The sequence below is a fragment of the Nocardia sp. BSTN01 genome, assembly GCF_015354405.1.
Taxonomy (GTDB): domain Bacteria; phylum Actinomycetota; class Actinomycetes; order Mycobacteriales; family Mycobacteriaceae; genus Nocardia.
In genome coordinates this window covers 56,301-79,207 of sequence record NZ_JADKYP010000004.1, presented here as the reverse complement: position 1 = coordinate 79,207, position 22,907 = coordinate 56,301, and the positions used below count along the sequence as shown (strand labels likewise).

Sequence of the window (22,907 nt, the reverse complement as noted above, 5' to 3'; positions counted from 1 at the left end):
GCACATCTTTCTGTGTCAGCGGACGCGTGGCCACGGCGAGTGTCCGGACTCGGACGCAACCGGCCACAGCGACGCGTGTGGTCAGGCGTGGTGGGTGAATCCGACCTGACCGGGCTTCCGGTTCGGCGCGAACCCGATCTTCGCCAGCGTTTCGTCGGCGTCGGCGTAGGTGGTGCCGATCTTGTAGATGTCGCGCGCCTCCTTGGCGGTGGCGACCTCGCGGCCCAATTCACCGGCGATCCGGGCAAGCTGCTGGATCTGTTGCACCGAGGTGAACTTCTCACCCTTGCGTCCCCAGATGGTGTCCTCGTTACCGCAGCGGGTGTGCAGGCCCATGGCGATCGCCATCGCATTGACCGGCAATACCGAGCGCATCAACGTCTCGAGGGTCAGGCACGCCCCGTCGGGGACGCGCTGGATGAAATTCATGATGTTGTACGGATTCGGTCCGTCGAAGCCGCCACCGATGCCGACCCAGGTCAGATTCAACGGACCGGTGTACACGCCACGACGGATCAGCCGCTCGACCGTTTCGAGCTGCGGAATGCTCGACAGCTGGAAATGCGGCTGGATCCCCGCGGCCTGCAGGCGACGCAGATGTTCGGCGACCCACGCCGGTCCGGCCGGGACGGTCATCTCCCGGTATGCCTCGGCCAGTTCCGGCCGCTGCATCGACGTACCGGCGATATCGTCGGCGGTCATCAACTCCATGATGTTCATCTGGCTGGTGTTGATCGCGATCGTCACCTGATCCGGCGCCGGATCGAGTCCGGCCAGCATGTGACGGGTGTCGTCGGACAACCACTTCGCCTCGGCGCCTTCGCCTTCGGGCGCGAACGAAATCGATCCGCCCACCTGCAGGATCATCTCCGGGACGGCCTCGCGCAGCCCGGCGAGCAATTCGTTGAACTTCGACAGGCGCTTGGAGCCCTTGCCGTCGAGTTCACGTACGTGGATGTGCAGCACGGTGGCGCCGGCCTCGTAGCAGTCGACCGCCTGCTGGATATGTTCCGCCATGGTCAACGGCAGATCTTCGCGGAAATCGTCGGGCTCCCATTCCGGCCCGTACGGCGCGCTGGTGATGACCAGCTTGTCCTGGTTCTCCGGGAACAAGGCGTCGTCGTGAAAGAACATGGCTGTACTCCGATCGAAATGGATTGTGGTGAAATGACTTTCAGAACGGCTTGTCACCGATGATTCCCGCGCGTTCCATCTTGCGAACGTCGGGGAAGTAGTCCTGCACGGCGTAGTGCTGGGTGCAGCGGTTGTCCCAGATGGCGAAGCTGTTCTCGGTCCACCGCCAGCGGACCTGATATTCGGGGACACTCGCCTGCCGGACCAGATAGTTCAGCAGTTCCGAGGCACCGGGCGCGTAGTCGATGCCGAAGCGCACATTCTCCGGCGTGTGGTAATTGACGAAGTGTGTGGTGAAGGCGTTGACGAACAACACCTTTTCGCCGGTTTCCGGATGTGTGCGCACCACTGGATGTTCCGCATCCGGGAACTGCTCGTGCAGCCGCAGGCGTTCCTCGTCCGGACGCATCGCGCCGAAGCTGGCCTCGATGGAATGGCGCGCCCGCAAATCCGCGATCCGCGAGCGCACCGACTCGGGCAGTCGGCGATACGCCTCGGCCATATTCACCCAGATGGTGTCGCCGCCGACCGCGGGCGTCTCGACGCAGCGGAGCACACACCCCATCGGCGGGGCCTCGCGCCAGGTCGCATCGCAATGGAAGGCGTTCTCGTAATGTTCCGGCGCGCTGTCGAGATCCTTGTAGATGCGAACCAGGCCGGGATGTTCGGGGTCACTGCCCAGTACGGGATGGCCCTCCAGCGGCCCGAAACGCTGTGCGAGAGCGACATGTTCGGCGCGACTGATGTTCTGATTCCGGAAGAACAACACCTTGTGTTCGAGGAGCAGTTGCTTCAGTGCGGCGAACAGCGTGTCGTCGCGTGCCACCTCGGCGAGGTCCAGATCGAACAGCTCCGCGCCGATGGTGCAGGTGAGCGGTCGCACGCCGAACGGCGCGCAGCGCGCCGAAAGATGCACGGGGGCAATGCTTGTCATGACTGTCCTTCCCGGCCCACGGTGAAGACCGACGAACCGATGCTCGTGCCCTGTTCCAGATGGCGGTGTGCGGCCACGGCGTCCGCGAGCTCGTAGCGTTGATTGATGTCGATGCGAATGCGGCCCGCGGCGACGTGGGCGAACAGCTCCCCGGCCAGTTCGGCGCGTTCGGCCGCGTCGTTGATGTAATCGGCCAGTGCCGGCCGGGTGACGAACAGCGAACCCTTGGCGGCCAGTGTCATGGCGTCGATCGGCGGCACCGGACCCGAGGCCGTGCCGAAACACACCAGCATCCCGCGCCGCATCAGCGCATCCAGCGAGGATTCGAAGGTCGTCTTGCCGATGCTGTCGTAGACCACGCGGGCACCGGCGCCGTCGGTGAGTTCGCGCACGCGCTGCGCGACGTTCTCCCGGGTGTACACGATGACGTGATCGCAGCCGTGGGCCCGCGCGATCTCGGCCTTCCGGTCGGAGGAGACGGTGCCGATCACGGTGACGCCCAGCAGCTTTGCCCATTGCGTGAAGATCAGCCCGACCCCGCCCGCGGCGGCGTGCAACAGCACCGTATCGCCGGGACGCAGCGGGTAGATCCGGCGCAGCAGATACGCCGCCGTCAGACCGCGCATGGTCATCGCCGCCGCGGTGTCGAAGCCGATCCGGTCCGGAAGCGCGATCAGATGTTCGGCCGGCATCACGCGCTCCGTGCTGTAGGCCCCCAGCGGACCGCCCGTATAGGTCACCCGGTCACCCGCGGCGAAGTCGGTGACACCCGGGCCCACCGCCTCGATCACACCCGCACCCTCCACGCCCATCCCGGCGGGCAGGGGCGCCGGGTACAGCCCGGTACGGAAATAGGTGTCGGCGAAGTTCAGGCCCACCGCTCGGTGGCGAATCCGCACCTCGTTCGGCCCCGGATCGCCGACTTCCACGCTCTCCCACCGCAGCACCTCGGGCGCTCCGGTCTCGTAGTAACGAAAGGCTTGTGGCACAGGACATCTCCTCTTCCGACAGGACCGGCGCATCGACGCCGCGAGGGCTCGCGATCTGCGGTCCGCACTGTCTCGGTGCATCCGCTGCGGCGGTTGGCTCACCGCCGAGTCCGGCACCGGGTGATGCCTTCAACGGTAGGCCCGGACAGGCGCAAATTCTTACCTCACCGAGACCTGAAACTTGATATCTCGGGACAGCGGTAGTTCGTCCGCACGATGATCACCAGTCGCATGCGGCGCCACCGCGCCGATGTCGGTGTCGCTGGTTTCGTTTGCGGGAGCGGGGAATCCTCCCACCAGAGCGACCCGGGTGCCCAGACGACTCCGGCATCCGGCTGATTTCGATGGATCGACCGATGGAGCCGGACCATGAATGCTCGACGCGCCGCGGCCGGAGCCGCACTCGCCGCCGCCACCTTTTCCGCGGTGCCGGCCGCCGCCTCCGCCGACGACCCCGCAGTTCCCCGCAACGGGATCCTTCCGGCCGGGACGTACCACATCACCCAGCACCCCGACAATATGATCGGCTCGCCCGTGCACAACTGCGACCTGCAGGTCTTCGTGGACGGCGCGACCGTGACGCTGGTGTGCGGGAATTCCTCGAAGACCGGCCGCCAGAACGCGGCCGGCCCCGATGAGACCTACGTGACGTTCGAGGGGATGCCGACGGGTTGGGATCTGCATGCCGTCGACGCACCGCAGGGTTATTGGGAAGGCACTGTGAATGCCGCCGCGACCTCGATCGACGCCCCGTATTCGATCGCGGGCATCACCTTGCAGCGACGCTGATCGGACCATCGCCCGCGGCGCCGTGTCACACTGCGGCCCGCCACGTCGTCACACCGGTATGAACATCGCGTATTACATCGTCGGCACCGCAGCGGCCCTGTGGATCGGATTCTCCGGCTATTCACTGTTCAACAAGAGCGAATTCGTCGTGGAACCGCTGAACCAGTACGGCGTGCCGCGAAGCTGGTGGAATTGGCTCGCCCTCGCCAAATCCGCCGGGGCGCTGGGGCTGGTGGCGGGCTTCTTCGTCCCAGCGGTCGGAGTGGCCGCGGCCGTGGGATTGATTCTGTATTTCCTCGGCGCGATGGCGACCACCGTGCGTGCCCATTCCTACGGGACCACGATCTTCCCGGGCCTGTATCTGATTCCGGCCGCGGCGACGCTGGCATTGCAATTGGCCCGCTGAGCAGCGAGGTCTGCGCGGGTGCGGTACCGTACCCACTTACGAACACTGATGTTCGTAGATGTGAGGAGTCGTGGCGGAATTCGTATATCGAGGGCGGCGCGTGGTGTACGACCACGCGGGCCACGGCGATCCGATCGTCTTCATCCACAATGCGGGCGCCCAGCGGCGGATCTGGGACGACCAGGTGGCGTCGTTGCGGGGCCGTTACGAGGTATTCGCAGTGGATCTGCCCGGATACGGGGAATCGGAACAGCCGCAGGGATATCGGCTCGCCGACTATGTGGCGATGCTTCGGGCCTTTCTCGACGAGCACCGGCTGCACCGGGTGGTGCTGGTCGGAAATTGCCTGGGCAGCGCGACGTCGCTGGGTTTCGCGATCGGCGATCCGGCACGGGTGCGCGGATTGGTGCTGATCAACCCGCTCACCTGGAATACCGTGCGGCACGGCGATCAGGCGCCGCTGATGTGGTTCGACCGGTTCGCGCCGCTCGCGCCGTTGGCCCGGCGGCTCGCGCTGCCGAAGGCGCTCGTCGCACTGATCGTCGCCCATCAACTGGGCCCGCGCGGGCGGGACCGGGAATTACAGAAAGACCCACGCCTGCAGGCGTATTGGAGCGATCGCGGCCGACTGCTCGCCCTCGACCGGCTGGTGCAGGACTTCCCCGCCTTCGCCGCGCTCGACGAATTCACTCCGGGTCCCGAGTTTCCGCCGATATGCACCGTCTGGGGCCGGCGCAATCGGATCCTGTCGGCGGCCGCCGGCGCTCGGCTCGACGAAACATTGTGTCCACGTGAGCGTCTCGTCCTCAGTGATTGCGGACATCTGCCGATGGTCGAGGATCCGGAGACCGTGACCTCGGCGATCACCACCTTCCTGGCCGGACTCCCGGCGACGAAGGAACATCTGTCTCGCTGAGCGAGACGCCTTCGGACGCTTCCGAATCCGCCGCGCTACGGTCCGGCTCCCCGCACGTCGCGTGCGACACCGCACCCGAACCGGGGCCGGGCGTCCCGAGCGCCCGGTGGATCGAGACGAGGGGGCGCCCCATGAAGATTCGGATCTCGACGATCGCGGCAGTCTGCGCCGCAACACTGGCCGCGGCGGGGACGGCAGCGGCCGATCCGGTCCCGGCCGTCGTCACCTACCACGCCGAAACCACCGACAGCGGTTCGGTGACAGTCGAATTGACGCACGGCACCTTCGCCGTCGACCCCGCCGGCACTACGGTCACCGTCCGGGACGAGGCGGGACGCGTGCTCGATGCCCTGCCGCTGGCGTACGCGATCGGCGACCAGCGCATGCCGATCCGCGAGCAGATCGGCGCGGATGCGACGACCCTCACGCTGACACCGGACACCGCGGGCCTGCGCCGCGCTGCCCTGACCCCGGCCGCCTCCCCACTGGAGAACCAGCTCGCGATGAACGACCTGGTCAACGCGGTCAGTATCGGCACGTCCGTCGGCGCGTTGATCGGCACGGCGGTGGGCGCGGTCCTCGGCGTCGGGCTCGGCATCGCGCTCGCGGGCGCCTCGTGCGCGGTGCTGAGCGTCGCCTGCGTGGTCGCGGTGCTGCCGATCGTCAGCCTCGCGGGGGCCGCGGGCGGTGTCGCGGGCCTGGTGCTGGGCGGCGGTCCCACCACCGCCGTGGGGCTCTACCGCTATGTCACGACGCTGCTGGCACCGCCGGGAACCAGCGAATACGCCCCCGATCTGCGTGGCCGGCCCGGCGTGCCGGACACCGGTCGCTGAGCGCGGGAGGCGACGATGTCCCACCGTACGATCGCCGCGCTGACCGCGGCCACCGCTGCCCTGACCGCGTCCGTCACCGTCGCCACCGCGACCGCCGAGCCGCCCGCGCCGAGTATCGAAACCGTCTCGGGGGCAATCGTTCTCAGCGGCTTCGCCACCGGTGCATTCAGCGCGGGTGCCGACGGTTCCGTCCGCGTGACCGTGGGCGGCACTCCCGTCGCGACGCTGCCTGCGAGCTTCACCGTGGACGGCATCGCCCACCGCATCGACACCCGCATCGGCGACGGCGGGCGAACCCTCACGATGACACCGGTTATCGCCGGACGCCCCGCGGCTTCCGCGATGGAGAACCAGTTGGCGCTCAACGATTTCGCGACCACCATGTCGCGCGGGCCGGTGATCGGGACGGTCGTCGGCACCGTGCTGGGCGCCCTCGTCGGCGCCGCGGTCGGAGCGAGTACCTGCCTGGTGGTCGGTCCCGGGTGTCTGGCGACGATTCCGGCGGCCGTCCTGGCATTCGCCGGCGCGGGCGGTGTCGCGGGGACGGTGCTGGTCGGCGGCGGTGCGCTCGCGGCGGGATTGTGGAACTACCTCACGGTCCTGCAGGCCCCACCGGGACAGAGCTCCTACGCCGGACAGGGCGGAATGCTCGACCCGAACGGCACCGGCGCACCCGACGCACAACTGCAACTGCCCAGCGGATCCGCGAACGGCCTCGGCGCCGGATCGGCGTCCGGATCCGGCGGGTGAGCCCGGCGTACCGAATGGATAACTTGGCCGTCGCGCACCACGGGCGACTCCTACCATCGGTACATGTCCGAGGTAGCCGCAGTTCAGCTGCCTCTGACCATGCTCGAGCGCGCCACCCTGGTGATGGACTTGTTCCGGGTGCCGGATCGGCATCTGACGCTCGGCCAGATCGCCGTCCGCACCCGCCTGCCGCGCGCCACCGTGCATCGGATCGTGCGGCAGCTCATCGAACTGGAGTGGCTCACCCACGGCGCGGACGGTTACGCGCTGGGCCGGCGGGTCCGCACGTGGAACGCCGACACCGCGCGACTGTCCCGCCTACGTGCCTGCGCGGCGCCGATACTGCACGAATTGCTGCTGGCTACCGCCGCCGTCGTCCATCTCGGGGCGCTGGACGGCGGGGAGGTGCTCTACCTGGACAAACTCGGCGGCCGGGCCGCGACGGCGGTGCCCACCCGGGTCGGGACCCGGGTGGCGGCCCATCGCAGCACCCTCGGCCGCGTCGCGCTGGCGCAACTGCCGCCGGAGGATGTCGACGCGCGGGTGACCGATGTCGAGCCCGGATTCGATCTCGCGGCCCTGCATCGACGTCTCCATCGAATAGGCAGTCGCGCAACAGATTACGACGACGACGAATTCGGGTCCGGGCTGTCCGCGGTGGCCGTGGCCGTCGACGCGTCGGCGGCGGTGGGTGTCGTCTGTGATCGTCCGGCGGCGCTGCGGCGGATCGCACCGCGGGTGCGGGCAGCGGCCGCCGAGATCCGCGGCGGGCTGACGCCGTGGTCGCGGCAGGTGAGCGATCACCATCGCCCGCGACCGTCACGATGACGGAGTGGTCTCGATCGCGCCGACCCGCCGCACCGCCGCGAACACTCACCGATCGCGCGCGGATCACACGATGACGGCACCGATCGCATTCAGGAGACCGCCCATGCGCTCCCACACTCGACTCCCTCTTTTCTCCGGCCACCGGCAGCTCCGGGCCACGGACATACTCCGCATCGTCACCGTCGCGACCGGCGTCGCGGTCGCCGCCACCCTCGTCGCCTGCTCGACCGACTCACCGGCCTCGGAAGGACCGAATACCGTCGGATACCGGTCGATGACGCAAGCGGCCGCCGCGAACACCTCCGGCGAAACCGACGACGGCTCCGGCGGTACCGAGCCGACGCCGTCCGGACTCGACGAAGTACCCGCCGCACCGACGGCCCAGCTTCCCGTCGTCTCTCCGTCCAGCCCGCCCGCCGGCGACCGGCCACCGGCGGGCACCGCCTTCCCCGGTGAAGGCATCAGCGGCGAGGCGGCCGAACAGTTGCAGCAGTCGGCCGACGCCGGTCACCAGCCGTGGCGGCTGGACGAGGATGCCGTCGCGCGCGCCTTCGTCTCCGGGCGCTTCGGCTGGTCGCGGCCGACGATCGCCCACGACGGCGCCTACCTCGCCGTCGCGACCGGACCGAACGGACAGCGCGTCTCCCTGCACCTGTCCCAGCCCGCCCGCAAGAACAACGGCGGCGTGTGGGTCGTCGAATCGGGCATCTGGTGGTAGTGCCCCCGAGGCCCCGATACGCGTCGGGCATGCTGGGGAGATGCGTGTGCTGGTGGTCGAGGACGAGCCCCGGCTCGCCGCGACCCTGCGGCGCGGCTTGGAGCTGGAGGGTTTCGTCGTCCAGCAGGCTCATACCGGGACCGACGGCCTGTGGTGGGCGACCGAGGACGACTTCGACGTCATCGTGCTCGACATCATGCTGCCCGAACTGAGCGGCTACGAGGTGCTGCGCCGGCTGCGTGAACGCGACATCTCCACCCCGGTGCTGATGCTCACCGCCAAGGACGGCGACTACGACCAGGCCGACGCGCTGGATCTGGGCGCCGACGACTATCTCACCAAGCCGTTCTCCTTCGTCGTGCTCACCGCGCGCCTGCGCGCCCTGCTGCGCCGCCGCACACCACAGCAGCCCGAGATTCTGGCCGCGGGCGACCTGCGACTGGACCCGCGGCGGCGCTCGGCCTCCCGCGCCGGTGCCGAATTGGCTTTGACACCCAGGGAGTTCGGGCTCCTCGAATTCCTGTTGCGGCACAAGGGCAGCGCCCTCACCAAAACCGAGATCCTGCGCAACGTCTGGGATGCGCACTACGACGGCCCGGAGAATGTCGTCGAGGTCTATATCGGCTATCTGCGCAAGAAGATCGATACGCCGTTCGGCAGCAACAGCATCGAAACCCTGCGCGGAGTCGGCTATCGGCTGATCGACTCCGAGGTCGCTGCCGCACCGGACTGAGTCACCGGTCCGGCGGTCCGGTCAGCGGCAAATCGACGACGAATCGCGCTCCGCCCCACGGTGATTCGGCCACGCGCACGGCGCCTCCGTGGGCCGCCACGATCTCCGCGACGATCGCCAGCCCGAGACCCGAACCTCCGGTCGTCCGGGATCGGTCGGCCTCGAGTCGCACGAAACGATCGAATACCCGCGTGCGGTCCGCCGCGGGAATGCCCGGGCCGTCATCGTCCACGACGATGCGGGCGCCGGACGCTCCCGGCTCGCAATTCTCCGCGGCCACGATCAGAATCCGCGAACGCGCATGGGCGACCGCGTTGTCGACGATATTGCGCAGCGCCCGCGCCAACCGCTCCGGATCACCGACGATGCGGGTCGGACGGATGTCCGTCTCGACCGTTGTCTCCCCTCGCAGGCGAGCGGCGGCGGCCGCGTACTGGGCGATATCGTCGAGATCGACGTCGCCGGTGCGTAATTCGAGTCCCTGCTCGTCGGCGGCGGCCAGGGTCAGCAGATCGTCGATCAGCCGGCGCATGCGCTCGGCTTCCGGGAGCAGCGTGCCGTCGATCAGTTCCGCGTCCACGATCTCGGGACGGTGACGCGCCAATTCCAGTGCGGCCGTGACCGTGGCGAGTGGACTGCGCAATTCGTGGGAGGCGTCGCCGACGAAGCGCCGCTGGGCCCGGTGTCCGGCCTCGACGCGCGCGAGCATATCGTTCATCGTCTCGGCCAGCCGGGCGATCTCGTCGCGCGGCGCCGGTACCGGTACCCGGTCGGACAGCTCGGTGGCGCCGATCCGAGCCACCCGTTCGCGGATCGCCTCCACCGACCGCAGTGACCGGCCGACCAGCAGATACGTTGCCGCGGCGGCGGCCAGCACCACGATCGGCGCCCCCACCGCCAGCAATGCGCCGACCCGGGCGACCGCCCGCTCGACCGATTCGGTGTCGACCGCGACCAGCACCCGGTACCGGCCCGACGGCGTCTCGGCGACACGGCTCGCGACCCGCAAGTCCTCGTCGTATCCGGGTGCGGCGGACAGGCCGACCGCGCGTCCGGCTCCCGCCGGCGGCGTGGCGAGTATTCCGTGCGGATCGTCGAATCCCCAGATCACCGTTCCGTCGGGCGCGACGACCTGGGCCGCCGCGATGCGCCCGTCCTCCGCGCGCGTGAGCTCGCGCACCCGAGCCGGGTCGTGTTCGAGCGTCTCCGCGATCTCGGCGGCACGGGCCTGGGCGGCACCGTCGAGTTCGTCGATCAGCGAGCGGTGCAACAACCAGACCATCGCGCCCGCGGCGACCAGCAGCACGACACCGACCGCCAGGGCCGACACGAGGGCAGACCGGATCCGCACTCCCCACCGCGACGGATGTGTCCAGCGCCGGAACCGATGCACCCACCCATCATCGACCACGACGGCCCATCATCGCCCGCGACGGCCTCGCCCGTCACGATCTCAGCGTCGTCTCAGCGACGAGCGGGCAGAATGCCGCCGTCCCTGTGTCGAGACGGTCGCCGGCTCGCGGCCCGGAAAGGACTACCACGTGACCAACCCGGAGCAGGCGGACGACGATCTGGTCCGCGTCATCGAATAGGCCCTGGGAGAACATCGCGCCCGGGCTCGTAACCTGGATTCATGTCCGAGCTCGCGACTCTGCCGACGACAGCCGGCCTCGATCGTGCGGTGGAGGTGCTGGCGGGCCGGCGGATCGTGGTCCTGACCGGGGCCGGCATGTCCACCGACAGCGGTATCCCCGACTATCGCGGGCCGGATTCACCGCCCCGCAATCCGATGACCTATCAGCAGTTCGTCGGTGATCCGGTGTTCCGGCAGCGCTACTGGGCGCGCAATCACGTCGGCTGGCGGCGTATGGACGCGGCGCGGCCCAATGTCGGCCATCGCGCGCTGGCCCGGCTCGAACGTGCGGGCGTGGTCGGCGGGCTGATCACGCAGAACGTGGACCTGCTGCACACCAAGGCCGGGCACCGCGCGGTCGTCGATCTGCACGGCACGTACGCGCGGGTGCGCTGCCTGTCGTGTCACGGCCTGATCTCGCGCATGACACTCGCCGACCGGCTGGAGGCGGCCAATCCCGGCTTCGCCGAATTGGCGACGGCGACGGGTATCGAGGTGGCGCCGGACGCCGATGCCGTGGTCCGCGAGACCGGCAGTTTCCGCATGGTCGACTGCGCCGTCTGTGGCGGCATGTTGAAGCCCGATATCGTCTACTTCGGCGAGAACGTCCCGAAAGATCGTGTGGCCGAGGCGTTCTCGATGGTCGAGGCGGCCGACGCGATGATCGTCGCGGGTTCCTCGCTGACGGTCATGTCGGGGCTGCGATTCGTCCGCCGCGCCGCGAAATCCGGTAAGCCGGTCGTGATCGTGAACCGTGGCGCCACCCGCGGTGACGAAAAGGCCACCGTCCGTATCGATTCCGGCTGTTCGCCCACTCTCGCGGCGCTCGCCGACGCGCTGATTCCGCCCGCCGCCGTCTCCGTGTGAAACGAGTAGCCGGTGGACCGTGGTCCACCGGCTACTCGCACACGATGTTCAGTTCCAGCCCGGTTGGGCCTGCCGTTTGCCCGACGACGAGTTCGCCAGGATCTCCAGGTCCTCGAGGAACCGTTCGATACTGTCGGACTTCGCCTCGGGGGTGGCCACCTGGTCGCGCACCTTCTCCTCGGTGATCGCCAGCATCGCGGCCGCCAGATCCGTTTCCAGATCGCGCACCATCTGGCGACGCAGCTGCGCGACCTGATCGCGGCCCTGGCGTCGCACCCGTTCGACCTCCGCCGCGGCCGCTTCTCGCATCTGCGCCACGATGTACTCGGCGTCGGCGCGCGCGTCGGCGCGAATCTGCTCGAGTTCGGTGTGCGCTTCGGTGAGGGCGTTCGCGTAGGAGCGCTTGGCTTCCTCCAACTGCTGTGCGGCGTGATCGCTTTCGGTGAGCTGCTTGGCGATCGCGTCCTGACTCTTGGCCATCAACCTCTTCACCGGCGGGACGACCCATTTCCAGATGATGAAGATGATGACGGCGAAGCCGAACAGCTGACTGAAGAAGACCGGCCAGTCGAAGGTGATCTGGTATCCGCCTGCGGCAAGCACACCGCCGCTGGTGTCAATCATTACGAATCCCTGCCCCTCCTACGACCGGCGGTGCCGGCGTGGCGACTGTCACCGACCACCTGATCGGCGAGCGATTGGGCCAGCGGCTCGACCTCGAGTCGCAGCTCGGACTTGACGCGGTCGGCCTCGGCGCGCAGATGAGCAGCGGATTCGGCGACGATGCCGTCGACCTCCTGCTGTGCCTGCGTCCGCAGGTCGTCCATGATCGCCCGGCCCTGGGCCCGTGCCTCGTTGCGGATGTCGGCCGCCTCGGTACGGGCCTGTTCCAGCGCCGTCTCATACTTCGCCTGGGCGTCGGCGAAGACCTGTTTCGCCTCTTTGGCGTTGGCGGCGGTCGCCTCCACCCGCTCCTCGCGTTCGGTCAGCACCTTGCGGATCGGCGGAACGACGAAGAACCAGATGACTCCGAGCACGATCAGAAATATGATCAGCTCGACGAAGAAGGTGCCGTTGGGGATGAGGAAGTTCCCCTCGGCCACCACATCGGTTCGCGCGGACATCTCGCCGATTACTTACCGGGAGTTGCGAATACGAACAGCGCCATGAACGCGAGGTTGATGAAGTACGCGGCCTCGACCAGACCGACGGTCAGGAAGAAGTTACCGCGCAACCGGCCCTCGGCCTCGGGCTGCCGGGTAACGCCGTTGATCAGTGCCGAACCGGCCAGACCGTCACCGATACCCGCGCCGATGGCGCCACCGGCCATGATGAGGCCACCACCGATGAGGGCACCCTGGACGATTGCTGGATCTGCTGCCATTTTCTCTTCCTGTTCTCCAACGTTGACCGATCGGTGGGGCCGATCGGGACTGCCGTTCAGTGGTTTTCGTGCTCCAGCGTCATGGATTGGCTGAAGTAGAGGACGGTCAAAAGAGCGAAGATGAACGCCTGAATGGCGCCGACGAACAAGTCGAACAACTTCCAAATGGCGTTGGGGCCCCACGCGATCCAGTACGGGAACAGCGCGATCACCGCGACCATGACGCCGCCGGCGAACATATTTCCGAACAATCGCAGCGACAGCGACAACGGCTTGGCGATCTCTTCGATGATGTTGATCAACACCATCGGCCCCCACCCCGTGTGGCCCTTCAGCAACTGTTTCACATGCGTCACCGGACCGCGGCGTCTGACACCCGCGGCGTGGTAGAAGACGAAGACGAACAATGCCAGGGCGTAGACGAAATTGACATCGGAGGCCGGCGGGAAGATGAATTCGCCGCGGCCGTACTGCATCGGCAGCACCGATATCCAGTTCGACAGCAGGATGAAGGTGAAAAGCGTTACCGCCAACGGCAATACGAAGGGCGCGATACGCATGCCGATCGCGGACTCCACCTGTCCGCGCATCTGCACGGTGACGGTTTCGAAGAACAACTGGACGCCGTTCGGTACGCCCGAGGTGATCTTCATCCGAAGGAAGAGAGCCAAGGCGATGACGATCACCGCGGCGACCGCCGTCGAGAGGATGGTGTCGACGTTGAACGTCAATCCCCAGAGTTCGGTGGTGGCGTGGTGACCTACTTCGATCTTCGGCTCTTCATCGGCCAGGATCATCGTCGCGATTGTGCTGCTCATGACTGCTGACGGAGCCCTCTCCACTCGGGCACGACGGTATGCAAGACGAGGATCACCTGGAACAACGCGAGTCCGAAGAAGATGCCCACACCGTTCGGGCGCGTCAGGAACGCCACGATGATCGCCAGCACGGTGACGATGATCAGCCGCGCGGCCGTCGACAAGGCCAGCGCCTGCTTATTCGGCGATTCCGAGCGGGTGATGCCGGTGACCGACCGCAATGTCAATTGCGCGTTCAGCCATCCCAGCCCCAGCCCGATACAGATGAAAACACCCAACATCAACCGATCCAGCGGACCGGTCACCACCAAAGCCAGCACACCGAATGCGGCTACCATATAGCTCGCACGGCGCAGCCGGAGTTTGTCGATACTCACTGCGACACCACCATCGCCGCCATCCCACCTCGTAGTAGGTCGTGATCGAGGTCAGCTTACACAGACCAACCTTCTTGCGTAGCAACATTTTTGATCTTCATATACTTGATCTTGAATTTTGCGCCGGACACTCCGGGCGAATAGGCTCAGTCATCGACCGGCTATCGTCTTCTACGCCGTACGACCTGCAAATGAGGGCGTTTTCCGGAACATTCGGACGCCGCTCGCAGCGGCGCGGCAATGGTAAATCAACGGTCAATACTCTGGCGTGAAACAGTAAAATCGTCGGCGCGTCACAATGGAAATTTGTCTAGATTGCCCGAATTGTCGAGATTTCAATTCGTCGATCTATCTATGCCTTATATATATGTGCGCCATGTATGCCCACGCCGGCCGTCCGAGGGTGCCACCGCCGGGCCCGCCGCCGGCCCCGGACACCCCGGCAGGGGCGGCGACACGGTCCGCCGCGATGTCCTACCGCTCGGCAATCCCACCCGTCGGCCCAGGTCGGGTCGCACAAATTTCGTGTTCTACCAGGCATTCCCGGACAATTTACTGTCGAGGGGTTACCGTGACGTCTGCTGGGTACATCACCCACCGGGTCGCTCCGGCCCGCCCGATGAGGGAAACCGAAGTTCCCGAGAGACGCCTGGTGGTTTCTGGTCTCTCGCCATGCTTGGTCGCAGCTTCACACGTTGAGGAGGCAGTACCATGAGCAGTAACCCGTCAGGCTCGGATTCCTCGGGTCCGTCCGGCTCCAGTCCCGTCGAGTACGACGACTCCCTGCACTATCCGGAATCGGCGTACTCGGCCTCCTTGGAGGACGCTTCACTGGCGGACTCGGAATCCTTGATCTACCGGCTCCACGAATCCGGCGCGCCCTTGCACATCGTGATGGTCGCACCGCCGTACTTCGAAGTGCCGCCTGCCGGTTACGGCGGCGTCGAAGCCGTGGTGGCTCAACTGGCGGACGCACTGGTAGCACGCGGGCACCGGGTGACCCTGCTGGGCGCCGGCCGCTCCGGGACTACCGCTCGGTTCATCCGGGTATGGGACGACATCCTCGCCGATCGCCTCGGCGATCCGTTCCCGGAGGTGCTCAACGCGCTCAAGGTTCGGCGCATCATCACCGAATTGGCGCAGACCGAACGGATCGATGTCGTCCACGACCACACCTTCGCGGGGCCGCTGAATGCTCCGATGTACACCGCCCTCGGCATTCCGACCGTCGTCACCGTGCACGGTCCGGTCGACGGGGAGGCGCAGGAGTACTACAGCTCGCTGACCGATACCGCGCAGTTCGTCGCGATCAGCGATCGGCAGCGCTCACTCGCGGAGAATCTCAACTGGGTCGGCCGCGTCTACAACACGGTCCGCCCGGCCGAATGGCCGTTCCAGACCCGCAAACAGGACTTCGGCCTGTTTCTGGGGCGCTACGCCCCGTACAAGGGTCCCGATCTGGCCCTGCACGCCGCGCACGAGGCGGGGATCCCGCTGGTGCTGGCGGCGAAGATGAACGAGCCCCCGGAGAAGGCCTACTTCGAGAACGCGGTGCGGCCGCTGCTGCGCGACACCGATTTCGTCTTCGGTGAGGCCGATCAGATCGCGAAACGGCTGCTGCTCGCCTCGGCGCGCTGCCTGCTGTTCCCGATCCGCTGGGAGGAGCCGTTCGGCATCGTGATGATCGAGGCGATGGCCTGCGGCACCCCGGTGGTGGCTCTGCGCGGCGGCGCGGTCGAAGAGGTCGTCGAGCACGGCGTCACCGGCATCATCTGCGACGATCCCGCCGAACTGCCCGCGGCCATCGCCGCGGCCGACGAGATCGACCCGGCCGCCTGCCGGCGCCGGGTGGTGGAGAAGTTCTCCGTCGACCAGTTGGGCGCCGGATACGAATCCGCCTACTACGCGGCGATCGACAAACTCGCCGTCCCGGTACCCGTCGCATCCGACGGCGTTCCCCTGATCCGCCCGCTCTCGGCCGTCGGAAACGGCTGATTCGCAGGCGAATCCACCCGCATCCGGTCCGCGGTCCTCGCACGACCGGATGCGGGCGTCCTCGCCGGCCGAGCCGTCGCGGGAATCAGCGGGGCAAGCCGCCGAACCGCCCTTCCCACCGCACCAGCACATCGGCCAGAATTCGGGCGAGTTCGCGCTGGTCGGCGTCCGGTAGTCCGGACAGCAATCCCGCCTCGTAGGCCAGCTGGCGCGGCATCAGCCGATCGATCAGCGCACGGCCGTCCGCGCTCAGCGCGATATGGGAGACCCTCCGGTCCCGGGTATCGGCCCGTCGGCCGACGAGCCCGCGCTCTTCCAGCCCCCGCAGCCGTTTGGTGACAGCCGCGGGCGAGGCGAACGTTTCGCGTGCCAGCCGGCCCGGCGTGAGTTCACCGCCGACGCGCCGCAGCGCCAGCAGTATGTCGAATTCCGGTCGCGCCAGGTCCTCGTCGCCGAGCGGTGCGTCGGCGACCTGTTGCAGCAGCGCCGCACAGCGGGTGATGCGGCCGATCACCGCGATCGGACTCACATCGAGCTCGGGCGCGGCCTGCGCCCACTGCCGCATCACCTCGGCGACGGCATCGTCGGCGTTCTCCGCGACGGCACCGCGCGTTCGGGCCGGGTTCCGCGCGGTCATCACGACACCGCCGCCAGGGTCCGGACCGGCAACCGATCCAGCAGCTGATGTCCGGTGCGTTCCGCGGCGATGATGCGTTCGTCGGGAAGCGGGGCGCTCCACCACTCCCCCGCCGCGGTGTCGGCGCAGGTGCGGACCTCGATCAGGGCGGCCGCGAGCCGAGCCCGGGCGGCGGGACCACCGGTACCGGAGTCCACCGCCCGGCGGGCGCGGCCGATCGCGGCATCGAGTTCGCCCAGCGCCGCCGCCACCCGGTCGGTGACCCGGCGATTGGGTACGGCGAAACAGATCAGGACGGCGATCACGGCGCCGACACAGGTGTCGAGCCAGCGATCGAGTCCGAGTTCGGAGGCCGGCCGCGGAGTGGCGAACTCCACCATCGCCAGGGCCATCGGTGTGATGAACACCGAAGCGACCCAATAGTTCCGGGAGATGGTGGCCTCGACGATCACCTGACAGACCAGAGCCATCACCACCAGTGCGACGGCGCTGTGCGCCCACGGCGCCACCGCCGTGAACAGCGCGACACCCACCAGATTGCCCAGCACGCGTTGCACAGTACGCTGCCACGACTGCGCGGTGTTGGCGACGATCAGAACGGCGGCGGTCATCACCGCCCAGTACGGGCGATTCACGCCCAGCCCCAACGAGATCCAGCCCGCGGCCGCGGAACCGAGGGTGACTCGGGCGGCGAGCGGCAGTCCGGCGGCGCCGGGCAGGAAGGCCCGTCCCACGCGCCGCAACGCCGGGCCGCGGGTGCCACCGGTTCGGCCGAGGCCGATACCGCGAATCTCGGACTCTTCGGCAGCGGCGCAATGGATCCGGGGTATCTCGCGGCCGCGGCGCAGAGTGCGGGCGGACTGCTCGAGGGTGTCGGCGCCCGACTCGGCGTCGATTCGGGTTCGCTCCCGGGTTGTCGTGAAATCCTTTTCCGCTCCGGCACTTCCGGCATCGGAGGGATACCGGGACAACCCGGAATCGGCGGGCCGGGTTGTGGCGGCGAGGGTTTCGGCGCGAGCCAGCAGACCGGCCAGCGCGGTGCGTTGTGCCGCGGTGCGGGCGGTCGCGGGCACCCGGGCCAGCGCGGTCCATCCGGCCTGCACGGCGACCGCGGCGTCGTGCCGGGCACGCGGTACTCCGGCATCGCCGAGCGACACCCGCAGCAGCCGAGCGGTCGATTCGAGAGCGCGCGCCACGGCGAGGCGCTGCGGTCCGTGCGGGCGTATCAGCGCGGGGGCCATACAGACACACCACGCCAGGACGCCGCCCAGCAGGATCAGGGCGAGGTGGCCGGGGAGTTGCCCGGCACGCTGCGGGATGAAGGCCGCGCTGGAGACCACGAAGGTGAAGATGATGTTGCCGGGCGGCCCCATCCGGGAGGCATCGCAGACCAGTTTGTACAGCCCGGCCAGCACCGCGATCACCAGGACCCGCACCGCCGCGGAGGCGATCAGCGCCGACGCGGTCAACGCGACCGCCGTGCCGGCGAACATTCCGAGCACCACCCAGGCCAGCGTGCGGCCGCGGGCGGCATACGGCAGGCCGTGCCCGTACAGGGCGCACAGACCGCCGGCACTGGTGTAGAAGGCGAGCTGCACCTGCCCGGTGGCCAGCAGCACGACCTCCGGCCCGCCGATGGCGATCACCGCGCACAGCGCCGCCTGATACCAGGTGTCGGCGACCGGTCGCATCCGGAAGGCGCCGCGCAGCGACAGCATCCGCAGGGTGGTACGGAAACCGGCGGGTGAGGAGGCGGGAGCACGATGCGACACCCAAGAAGGTTAACAGGTATTTTACTAGGAAACTATATGACAGGCAGCACTCACGCCGCGGAAGGTGGGGCGACGGACCGGACAGCAGACGACCCGAGCGCGCCACCGGGTCGAGCGCGGACGTCGGCGGCCGGGCAGCGCAATTCTTCGGCATTCGGTCGCCATATTGCGAATGCAGAATGTGGGCAGCGAAAAAGGCCGTAGCGAGTTATCCGGGACACCGTGCCACACATTGTTTCGGGCACCGAAAATCACGGATTCCTGAAATCCGAATACGGGTCAGGACACGATTCGCTATCGATTTCGAGTCAGCGACTGGCGGTATGCCCGCGGCGACATCCCCATCCACCGCGTGAAGGCATGAGTGAAATTGGCCGTTTCCGCATATCCGAGCCGGCGGGCCACATCCTCGACCGTCGACCCGGCGCGCAGCAGCTCCGCCGCGGTGCTCTCCCGCACGGTGTTGAGCAGGCCCCGGAAGCTGGCGCCCTCGGCGGCGAGCTGCCGGCGCAGCGTTCGGACGTTGATGTGCAGCTCAGCGGCTACTTCGGCCATCGACGGCACTGAACCCGGATCGCGCAGCAGGCGCTCGCGGACCAGCGTCGACAACTTCCAGCCGCCGTCCAGCAGCACCTGCAGCGCCTCGCGACACTGCCGTTCGATCAGGTTCGCGGTATGCGAATCGGCATGTGGCATGCGCAGTTCCAGGAACGAGCGCGGCAGTACCAGCGCGGTTCGCGGACAGTCGCTGAGGATGTTGTCGACCGAGGTGAACTCGGCCAGTGCGGCGGCCCGATCGGCACCCAGCTCCAGTTCCAGGCGTACGGCGGGGATGGTCACATCGAGCGCCCGCTCAGCGACGAAGATCAGCGCCACCTCGCGTTCGACGAAGTATCCGCGCAGGTCCGCCGGTATTCCCGAGCCGTCGGCCACCAGTGCGACCTCGTCGCCTTCGGACTCCTCCAGGTGATAGCGCGCCGAGACCGAGACCAGATCCTGGTAGCGGACCGCGATGTTCAGCACATCGCGCATGGTCGCGCTGGCCAGGGCCGCGAGGCCGACCAGACCGGCCTTGCCGAGGGAGGCCTGCGCGGCGGTCTGCACGCCCAGACCGGGCCGGTCGCCGAGCGCGCGAATCAGATTGCGCGCGACAGCGAATTCTTGATCCGGCCAAATTCGCACCTGTTCATCGGCCAGATCCGCGGGTTCGATTCCGGTGCCCGCCAATAACAGCGGTTCGTCCAATCCATGCGCGAGCCCGACACTGACCATCATTCGCACACTGACGCTGCCGTGCGGCAACACATCGGACGGCGTACCGATCCCAACCACAGTCCGAAATTACCAATATTCGGTCCGTTCGGCACATTCCGGCCCCCGAAAGTGGGGGCATAACCTCGACAGACCGACATCGGCACGGGATGGCCGATGGGTAGGCAGGGATCGAGGAGGGCGACTACACCGTGGATATGTTCAGCACCTGTTGGATGGAACCGCTCGACCTCACCCCGCAGAAGGCCCATCAGATCATGCAGATGCACCGGGGCTGCCGCACCGACGAATGCCCGCGCCGCCGCGCCGCGCTGCGAGTGCTGGTCGAGGAAGGCCGGCTGATTCCGGATTCCTCACGGGTGCACTGACAACGCACGAGCGGCGGTCGCTAGCCCACCCAGCGATCGGTCCAGCCACGCGCGATCCGGCGTGCCCGGGCAGGCGGCATGCGATCGGGTTCGGTGAGGACCGCGAGGGTCAGCCCGTCGAGCAGCGCCAGCAGTTCCGCTGCGGCGTCACCGGATTCGGCGGCCCGCTCCGGGTTCACGGCGACCAGTGCCCGGGCGATCAGATCCTCCGTGCGTTGCCACTGGGCACGATGCAGCGCCGCGATCTCGGGGTCGTGGGCGGCGCGCGCGACGAGCGCGAACCACACCCGGGCGAGGCGATCCTCGCTGCCGGGGGCGATGAGCAGGTCGACGAGGCGGGACAAACGCTGCTCCGGCGGGAGTTGCGCCACCGCCGCGGCATCGAAACGGTGGGCCGCCTCGTCCCGCACGTACTCCCAAACCCGGTGCAGGAGATCGTTTTTCGTCGAGAAGTAGTACTGCACCGTACCGATCGACACCTCGGCGCGCGCGGCCAGTGTGCGGATGCTGACGCCCTCGATACCATCCTCGGCGATGACATCGGCCAGCCGGTCGAGCAGGTGGCCACGACGGTCCGTCGCGGTTGCGTCCGCCGCTGCCCGCTCAACGCCCACCGCGTCGACTCCTCTCCCGCTGCTCGCGAGCCCGATAGTAGCGCCACGCCCGCGCCCCCACTCGACGCGCCAGCGCCACCGGTTCCCGGCGGCCGTCGTCCCGGCAAGGCCGCTCCACGACGGCCGCGAAGAAGAGCAGCAGCACCCCGGCACCGCCCAGACCGAAGTAGACGGTGTCGCCGAGCAGGGTGACGAGCATGCGGGCCGATTCGTGGTCCGGCCCCGGCAAGGCGGGCAGGACGGCTTCGAGTTGCACCAGGTGTACGCCCTCGGCAACCAGCCACACCACCGCCGCCGCGGCCAGCGACAACCCGGCGGTGCGATAGCCGCGCACCATTCGGGACGCGGCCACCAGCGAAACCCCTGCCAGCACCACCACCGCCAGTTCACCGGCGCCGAACACCACCTGCGCGCTGCTCATCGCGCCTGCTCCGGCCGCGCTGGACGGCGCAGGATGGCGACCAGCAACAGCGCCCAGGCCAGCACCAGGAGGAGATTGCGGACGCCGGCGCCGAACTCCATGCGATGTGTCATGCCCTCGGCGCCACCGGAACCGAACCACATCGCCCGGCTCGTGACCAGCCCGACCACCGAACCGATCACCGCCACCACCGCGGCGAGTACCGCACTGCCGAAGGCGCGCCCCAGTCGCCGGCGGTAGTACAGCACGATCGCCGCTCCCAGTAGCGGCGCGCACAGACCGAGCACTTCCACGAGACGAAACATCGCGCACACCCTTTCATACGTTCGTATGAGACCTACCATACGAACGTATGAACCGTCGGTCAATACGACCGTATGAGATCGCTCAGGGCGTGGCGAAGCTCCACTCGTCGCCGTCGGGCCAGACGACGCGGGAGCCGTCGCGACGGCACATGGTCCCGGACGGGTCGACGATCCAGTCCGCCGGGTCGAAACTGTCACCGCCGGTGGCCGGGTGCTCGACGGCGGTGTGGTCGCGGCGCACATAGGCGCCGTCCTCGCGCGGCGTCCAGACGGCCGGATCGTAGGTGCGCAGCGCGTTGTCCGCCGTGATCACCGCCATCGGGCCGTAGCGACGCAGACGCGAGCCGTCGGAACGGGTGGTCCAGGCCGCGTCGGTCATCGGCTCGGCTTCGTCGGTACCGGCCCAGACGATCTCGGAGGTAGCGGGCGCGTACAGGTCGCCGCGGTCACCGTGCTGCCAGTACCCGGGCTCGCGCCGCAGCCACGGCCGGTCACCGAGGAGAGCGACAACCGCGTCGAGATCCTGCGGCTCACCGAAATGCGCTGTGCCGATGCCTTTTTCCGATCGGCGCAGCATGGATGTCAGGCGTGCGCCGGGCCCGGCTTCGATCACGTATCGAATGCCGCGGGCCGCCAGTCCGGCCATCACCACATCCCAGCGCACGGGTGCGCAGATCTGCGCGGACAGCGAGTCGACCGGGTCGGCGTCGGTTCGCCACCGCCCGGACGTGCCCTCCACCACCGGTATTCGCGGTGACGTGAATGCGGCGCCGGCGAGTTCGGATCGGAAGGTGGCGGCGGCGGGTGCCATGAGTGCGCAGTGGAACGGCGCGCTGACGTCGAGCGCACGGGTGATCGCCCCGCGTTCCTCGGCGAGTTGCCGGGCCCTGCCGACCGCGCCGGTGTGCCCGGAGATCACCATCTGGCTCGCGCCGTTGTAGTTGGCGACCGCCACGACCTCGGAACGCGCTGCGGCGGAGCAGATTTGGTCGACCTCCTCGGCGGCGAGACCCATCACCGCCACCATCGCGCCCGCCCCCGGCGGCACCGCTTCCTGCATCAGGGCGCCCCGGCGACGCACCAGGCGCACCGCGGTCTCGACGTCGAGGGCGCCGGCGCAGACGTGCGCGGTGATCTCACCGAGGCTGTGCCCGGCCACGACCATCGGATGAATGCCGGTCTCCGACACCAGCACTCGATAGGCGGCCACACTGGTGGCCAGGATCGCGGGCTGGGCGTATTCGGTCCGGGCCAGCTCCGCCGGGTCGCCGGCGAAGCACAGTTCGCTCAGGCCGAAGTCGATCGCCGCGTCGGCGCGGTCGAAGATCTCGCGCGCGACCGGGTAGGTGTCGGCCAGCGCCTTGCTCATGCCGGGGAATTGCGCTCCCTGACCGGGAAATACGAATGCGAGCAT

General features: G+C 67.9%; 27 protein-coding genes. 11 read left to right on the top strand and 16 right to left on the bottom strand.

Annotated elements, in window-relative coordinates; translation table 11 throughout:
* Positions 1–81: 81 nt before the first annotated feature.
* The 3 genes from IRT45_RS05440 to IRT45_RS05430 are packed head-to-tail and all read right to left on the bottom strand — an operon-like array spanning position 82 to position 3,057.
* The gene (locus IRT45_RS05440) at positions 82–1,134 is read right to left on the bottom strand and encodes a 3-keto-5-aminohexanoate cleavage protein (RefSeq protein WP_194804783.1); all 1,053 of its coding nucleotides are present in this window, start codon (positions 1,132–1,134) and stop codon (positions 82–84) included.
* A gap of 40 nt (positions 1,135–1,174) precedes the next feature.
* The gene (locus IRT45_RS05435; protein WP_194804782.1) at positions 1,175–2,068 is read right to left on the bottom strand and encodes a TauD/TfdA family dioxygenase; all 894 of its coding nucleotides are present in this window, start codon (positions 2,066–2,068) and stop codon (positions 1,175–1,177) included.
* Positions 2,065–3,057: a quinone oxidoreductase gene (locus tag IRT45_RS05430; RefSeq protein ID WP_194804781.1), complete on the bottom strand. Its 993-nt coding sequence runs from the start codon at positions 3,055–3,057 to the stop codon at positions 2,065–2,067. The genes IRT45_RS05435 and IRT45_RS05430 overlap by 4 nt, the downstream gene beginning before the upstream one ends.
* A gap of 369 nt (positions 3,058–3,426) precedes the next feature.
* Between IRT45_RS05430 and IRT45_RS05425 the strand changes: the two genes are divergently transcribed.
* The 8 genes from IRT45_RS05425 (at position 3,427) to IRT45_RS05390 (ending at position 9,030) form a co-directional block, all read left to right on the top strand.
* Entirely contained in the window at positions 3,427–3,846 is a 420-nt protein-coding gene (locus tag IRT45_RS05425) for a hypothetical protein (RefSeq protein ID WP_194804780.1), read from the top strand.
* Positions 3,847–3,904: 58 nt separating this feature from the next.
* A complete protein-coding gene (locus IRT45_RS05420; RefSeq protein WP_194804779.1) occupies positions 3,905–4,252 on the top strand; it encodes a DoxX family protein in 348 nt (115 codons plus the stop codon).
* A gap of 70 nt (positions 4,253–4,322) precedes the next feature.
* Positions 4,323–5,168, top strand: a complete 846-nt coding sequence (locus tag IRT45_RS05415) for an alpha/beta fold hydrolase (RefSeq protein ID WP_194804778.1) — start codon at positions 4,323–4,325, stop codon at positions 5,166–5,168.
* A 131-nt stretch (positions 5,169–5,299) separates the two neighbouring features.
* Positions 5,300–6,001, top strand: coding sequence for a hypothetical protein (locus tag IRT45_RS05410; RefSeq protein ID WP_194804777.1), 702 nt, complete (start codon positions 5,300–5,302; stop codon positions 5,999–6,001).
* A gap of 15 nt (positions 6,002–6,016) precedes the next feature.
* The gene (locus tag IRT45_RS05405) at positions 6,017–6,751 is read left to right on the top strand and encodes a hypothetical protein (RefSeq protein ID WP_194804776.1); all 735 of its coding nucleotides are present in this window, start codon (positions 6,017–6,019) and stop codon (positions 6,749–6,751) included.
* 63 nt (positions 6,752–6,814) lie between these two features.
* Positions 6,815–7,579, top strand: coding sequence for an IclR family transcriptional regulator (locus IRT45_RS05400; RefSeq protein ID WP_194804775.1), 765 nt, complete (start codon positions 6,815–6,817; stop codon positions 7,577–7,579).
* 103 nt (positions 7,580–7,682) lie between these two features.
* A complete protein-coding gene (locus IRT45_RS05395) occupies positions 7,683–8,297 on the top strand; it encodes a hypothetical protein (protein ID WP_194804774.1) in 615 nt (204 codons plus the stop codon).
* A gap of 40 nt (positions 8,298–8,337) precedes the next feature.
* Positions 8,338–9,030 (top strand): response regulator transcription factor, encoded by a 693-nt coding sequence (locus IRT45_RS05390; protein ID WP_194804773.1) that lies wholly within the window; start codon positions 8,338–8,340, stop codon positions 9,028–9,030.
* Position 9,031: 1 nt separating this feature from the next.
* Here IRT45_RS05390 and IRT45_RS05385 read toward each other — a convergent pair whose 3' ends face one another.
* On the bottom strand, positions 9,032–10,441 hold the full coding sequence (locus IRT45_RS05385) for an ATP-binding protein (protein WP_309240808.1): 1,410 nt from the start codon (positions 10,439–10,441) through the stop codon (positions 9,032–9,034).
* 222 nt (positions 10,442–10,663) lie between these two features.
* On the opposite strand from IRT45_RS05385, the gene IRT45_RS05380 reads away from it, so the two are divergent.
* Complete coding sequence (locus IRT45_RS05380) at positions 10,664–11,530, top strand: NAD-dependent protein deacetylase (protein WP_194804772.1); 867 nt, start codon at positions 10,664–10,666, stop codon at positions 11,528–11,530.
* A 48-nt stretch (positions 11,531–11,578) separates the two neighbouring features.
* Here IRT45_RS05380 and IRT45_RS05375 read toward each other — a convergent pair whose 3' ends face one another.
* From IRT45_RS05375 to IRT45_RS05355, 5 genes are read right to left on the bottom strand one after another with little or no spacing between them, the layout of a single operon-like run.
* A complete protein-coding gene (locus IRT45_RS05375; RefSeq protein ID WP_194804771.1) occupies positions 11,579–12,154 on the bottom strand; it encodes a hypothetical protein in 576 nt (191 codons plus the stop codon).
* Positions 12,154–12,654, bottom strand: a complete 501-nt coding sequence (locus IRT45_RS05370) for a F0F1 ATP synthase subunit B (RefSeq protein ID WP_036524281.1) — start codon at positions 12,652–12,654, stop codon at positions 12,154–12,156. Before IRT45_RS05370 ends, IRT45_RS05375 begins: the two co-directional genes overlap by 1 nt.
* An 8-nt stretch (positions 12,655–12,662) precedes the next feature.
* Positions 12,663–12,914, bottom strand: a complete 252-nt coding sequence (locus tag IRT45_RS05365) for a F0F1 ATP synthase subunit C (RefSeq protein WP_025352811.1) — start codon at positions 12,912–12,914, stop codon at positions 12,663–12,665.
* A gap of 56 nt (positions 12,915–12,970) precedes the next feature.
* Positions 12,971–13,732 carry a F0F1 ATP synthase subunit A gene (gene atpB, locus IRT45_RS05360; protein ID WP_174372335.1) on the bottom strand — a complete coding sequence of 254 codons (762 nt, stop codon included), beginning with the start codon at positions 13,730–13,732 and terminating at the stop codon, positions 12,971–12,973.
* Entirely contained in the window at positions 13,729–14,052 is a 324-nt protein-coding gene (locus IRT45_RS05355; protein WP_309240807.1) for a hypothetical protein, read from the bottom strand. Before IRT45_RS05355 ends, atpB begins: the two co-directional genes overlap by 4 nt.
* A gap of 951 nt (positions 14,053–15,003) precedes the next feature.
* Between IRT45_RS05355 and IRT45_RS05350 the strand changes: the two genes are divergently transcribed.
* The gene (locus IRT45_RS05350; protein WP_228533741.1) at positions 15,004–16,104 is read left to right on the top strand and encodes a glycosyltransferase family 4 protein; all 1,101 of its coding nucleotides are present in this window, start codon (positions 15,004–15,006) and stop codon (positions 16,102–16,104) included.
* Between the two features lie 85 nt (positions 16,105–16,189).
* Here the strand turns inward: IRT45_RS05350 and IRT45_RS36660 are convergent, their stop codons facing one another.
* The 3 genes from IRT45_RS36660 to IRT45_RS05340 all read right to left on the bottom strand — a co-directional run bounded on the left by IRT45_RS36660 (position 16,190) and on the right by IRT45_RS05340 (position 19,845).
* Positions 16,190–16,741: a MarR family winged helix-turn-helix transcriptional regulator gene (locus IRT45_RS36660; protein WP_228533685.1), complete on the bottom strand. Its 552-nt coding sequence runs from the start codon at positions 16,739–16,741 to the stop codon at positions 16,190–16,192.
* Entirely contained in the window at positions 16,741–18,513 is a 1,773-nt protein-coding gene (locus IRT45_RS36655; protein WP_309240806.1) for an FUSC family protein, read from the bottom strand. The genes IRT45_RS36660 and IRT45_RS36655 overlap by 1 nt, the downstream gene beginning before the upstream one ends.
* Positions 18,514–18,807: 294 nt before the next feature.
* Positions 18,808–19,845, bottom strand: coding sequence for an AraC family transcriptional regulator (locus tag IRT45_RS05340; protein WP_194804769.1), 1,038 nt, complete (start codon positions 19,843–19,845; stop codon positions 18,808–18,810).
* 137 nt (positions 19,846–19,982) lie between these two features.
* Between IRT45_RS05340 and IRT45_RS05335 the strand changes: the two genes are divergently transcribed.
* The gene (locus tag IRT45_RS05335) at positions 19,983–20,153 is read left to right on the top strand and encodes a hypothetical protein (RefSeq protein WP_157104017.1); all 171 of its coding nucleotides are present in this window, start codon (positions 19,983–19,985) and stop codon (positions 20,151–20,153) included.
* Between the two features lie 20 nt (positions 20,154–20,173).
* On the opposite strand, the gene IRT45_RS05330 is transcribed toward IRT45_RS05335, so the two are convergent.
* The 4 genes from IRT45_RS05330 to fabD all read right to left on the bottom strand — a co-directional run bounded on the left by IRT45_RS05330 (position 20,174) and on the right by fabD (position 22,907).
* Positions 20,174–20,767 (bottom strand): TetR/AcrR family transcriptional regulator, encoded by a 594-nt coding sequence (locus tag IRT45_RS05330; RefSeq protein WP_194804768.1) that lies wholly within the window; start codon positions 20,765–20,767, stop codon positions 20,174–20,176.
* On the bottom strand, positions 20,757–21,188 hold the full coding sequence (locus tag IRT45_RS05325; protein ID WP_194804767.1) for a hypothetical protein: 432 nt from the start codon (positions 21,186–21,188) through the stop codon (positions 20,757–20,759). The genes IRT45_RS05330 and IRT45_RS05325 overlap by 11 nt, the downstream gene beginning before the upstream one ends.
* Positions 21,185–21,493, bottom strand: coding sequence for a hypothetical protein (locus tag IRT45_RS05320; protein ID WP_194804766.1), 309 nt, complete (start codon positions 21,491–21,493; stop codon positions 21,185–21,187). Before IRT45_RS05320 ends, IRT45_RS05325 begins: the two co-directional genes overlap by 4 nt.
* A gap of 82 nt (positions 21,494–21,575) precedes the next feature.
* Positions 21,576–22,907 (bottom strand): ACP S-malonyltransferase, encoded by a 1,332-nt coding sequence (gene fabD, locus IRT45_RS05315; protein ID WP_194804765.1) that lies wholly within the window; start codon positions 22,905–22,907, stop codon positions 21,576–21,578.

What these genes read in the sequence shown, in the direction of transcription:
- IRT45_RS05440 (WP_194804783.1), bottom strand. Translation starts at nt 1,134, where the DNA reads ATGTTCTTTCACGACGACGCCTTGTTCCCGGAGAACCAGGACAAGCTG.
- IRT45_RS05435 (WP_194804782.1), bottom strand. Translation starts at nt 2,068, where the DNA reads ATGACAAGCATTGCCCCCGTGCATCTTTCGGCGCGCTGCGCGCCGTTC.
- IRT45_RS05425 (WP_194804780.1), top strand. Translation starts at nt 3,427, where the DNA reads ATGAATGCTCGACGCGCCGCGGCCGGAGCCGCACTCGCCGCCGCCACC.
- IRT45_RS05420 (WP_194804779.1), top strand. Translation starts at nt 3,905, where the DNA reads ATGAACATCGCGTATTACATCGTCGGCACCGCAGCGGCCCTGTGGATC.
- IRT45_RS05410 (WP_194804777.1), top strand. Translation starts at nt 5,300, where the DNA reads ATGAAGATTCGGATCTCGACGATCGCGGCAGTCTGCGCCGCAACACTG.
- IRT45_RS05405 (WP_194804776.1), top strand. Translation starts at nt 6,017, where the DNA reads ATGTCCCACCGTACGATCGCCGCGCTGACCGCGGCCACCGCTGCCCTG.
- IRT45_RS05400 (WP_194804775.1), top strand. Translation starts at nt 6,815, where the DNA reads ATGTCCGAGGTAGCCGCAGTTCAGCTGCCTCTGACCATGCTCGAGCGC.
- IRT45_RS05395 (WP_194804774.1), top strand. Translation starts at nt 7,683, where the DNA reads ATGCGCTCCCACACTCGACTCCCTCTTTTCTCCGGCCACCGGCAGCTC.
- IRT45_RS05390 (WP_194804773.1), top strand. Translation starts at nt 8,338, where the DNA reads ATGCGTGTGCTGGTGGTCGAGGACGAGCCCCGGCTCGCCGCGACCCTG.
- IRT45_RS05380 (WP_194804772.1), top strand. Translation starts at nt 10,664, where the DNA reads ATGTCCGAGCTCGCGACTCTGCCGACGACAGCCGGCCTCGATCGTGCG.
- IRT45_RS05375 (WP_194804771.1), bottom strand. Translation starts at nt 12,154, where the DNA reads ATGATTGACACCAGCGGCGGTGTGCTTGCCGCAGGCGGATACCAGATC.
- IRT45_RS05370 (WP_036524281.1), bottom strand. Translation starts at nt 12,654, where the DNA reads ATGTCCGCGCGAACCGATGTGGTGGCCGAGGGGAACTTCCTCATCCCC.
- IRT45_RS05365 (WP_025352811.1), bottom strand. Translation starts at nt 12,914, where the DNA reads ATGGCAGCAGATCCAGCAATCGTCCAGGGTGCCCTCATCGGTGGTGGC.
- atpB (WP_174372335.1), bottom strand. Translation starts at nt 13,732, where the DNA reads ATGAGCAGCACAATCGCGACGATGATCCTGGCCGATGAAGAGCCGAAG.
- IRT45_RS05350 (WP_228533741.1), top strand. Translation starts at nt 15,004, where the DNA reads ATGGTCGCACCGCCGTACTTCGAAGTGCCGCCTGCCGGTTACGGCGGC.
- IRT45_RS36660 (WP_228533685.1), bottom strand. Translation starts at nt 16,741, where the DNA reads ATGACCGCGCGGAACCCGGCCCGAACGCGCGGTGCCGTCGCGGAGAAC.
- IRT45_RS05335 (WP_157104017.1), top strand. Translation starts at nt 19,983, where the DNA reads ATGTTCAGCACCTGTTGGATGGAACCGCTCGACCTCACCCCGCAGAAG.
- IRT45_RS05325 (WP_194804767.1), bottom strand. Translation starts at nt 21,188, where the DNA reads ATGAGCAGCGCGCAGGTGGTGTTCGGCGCCGGTGAACTGGCGGTGGTG.
- IRT45_RS05320 (WP_194804766.1), bottom strand. Translation starts at nt 21,493, where the DNA reads ATGTTTCGTCTCGTGGAAGTGCTCGGTCTGTGCGCGCCGCTACTGGGA.
- fabD (WP_194804765.1), bottom strand. Translation starts at nt 22,907, where the DNA reads ATGCTCGCATTCGTATTTCCCGGTCAGGGAGCGCAATTCCCCGGCATG.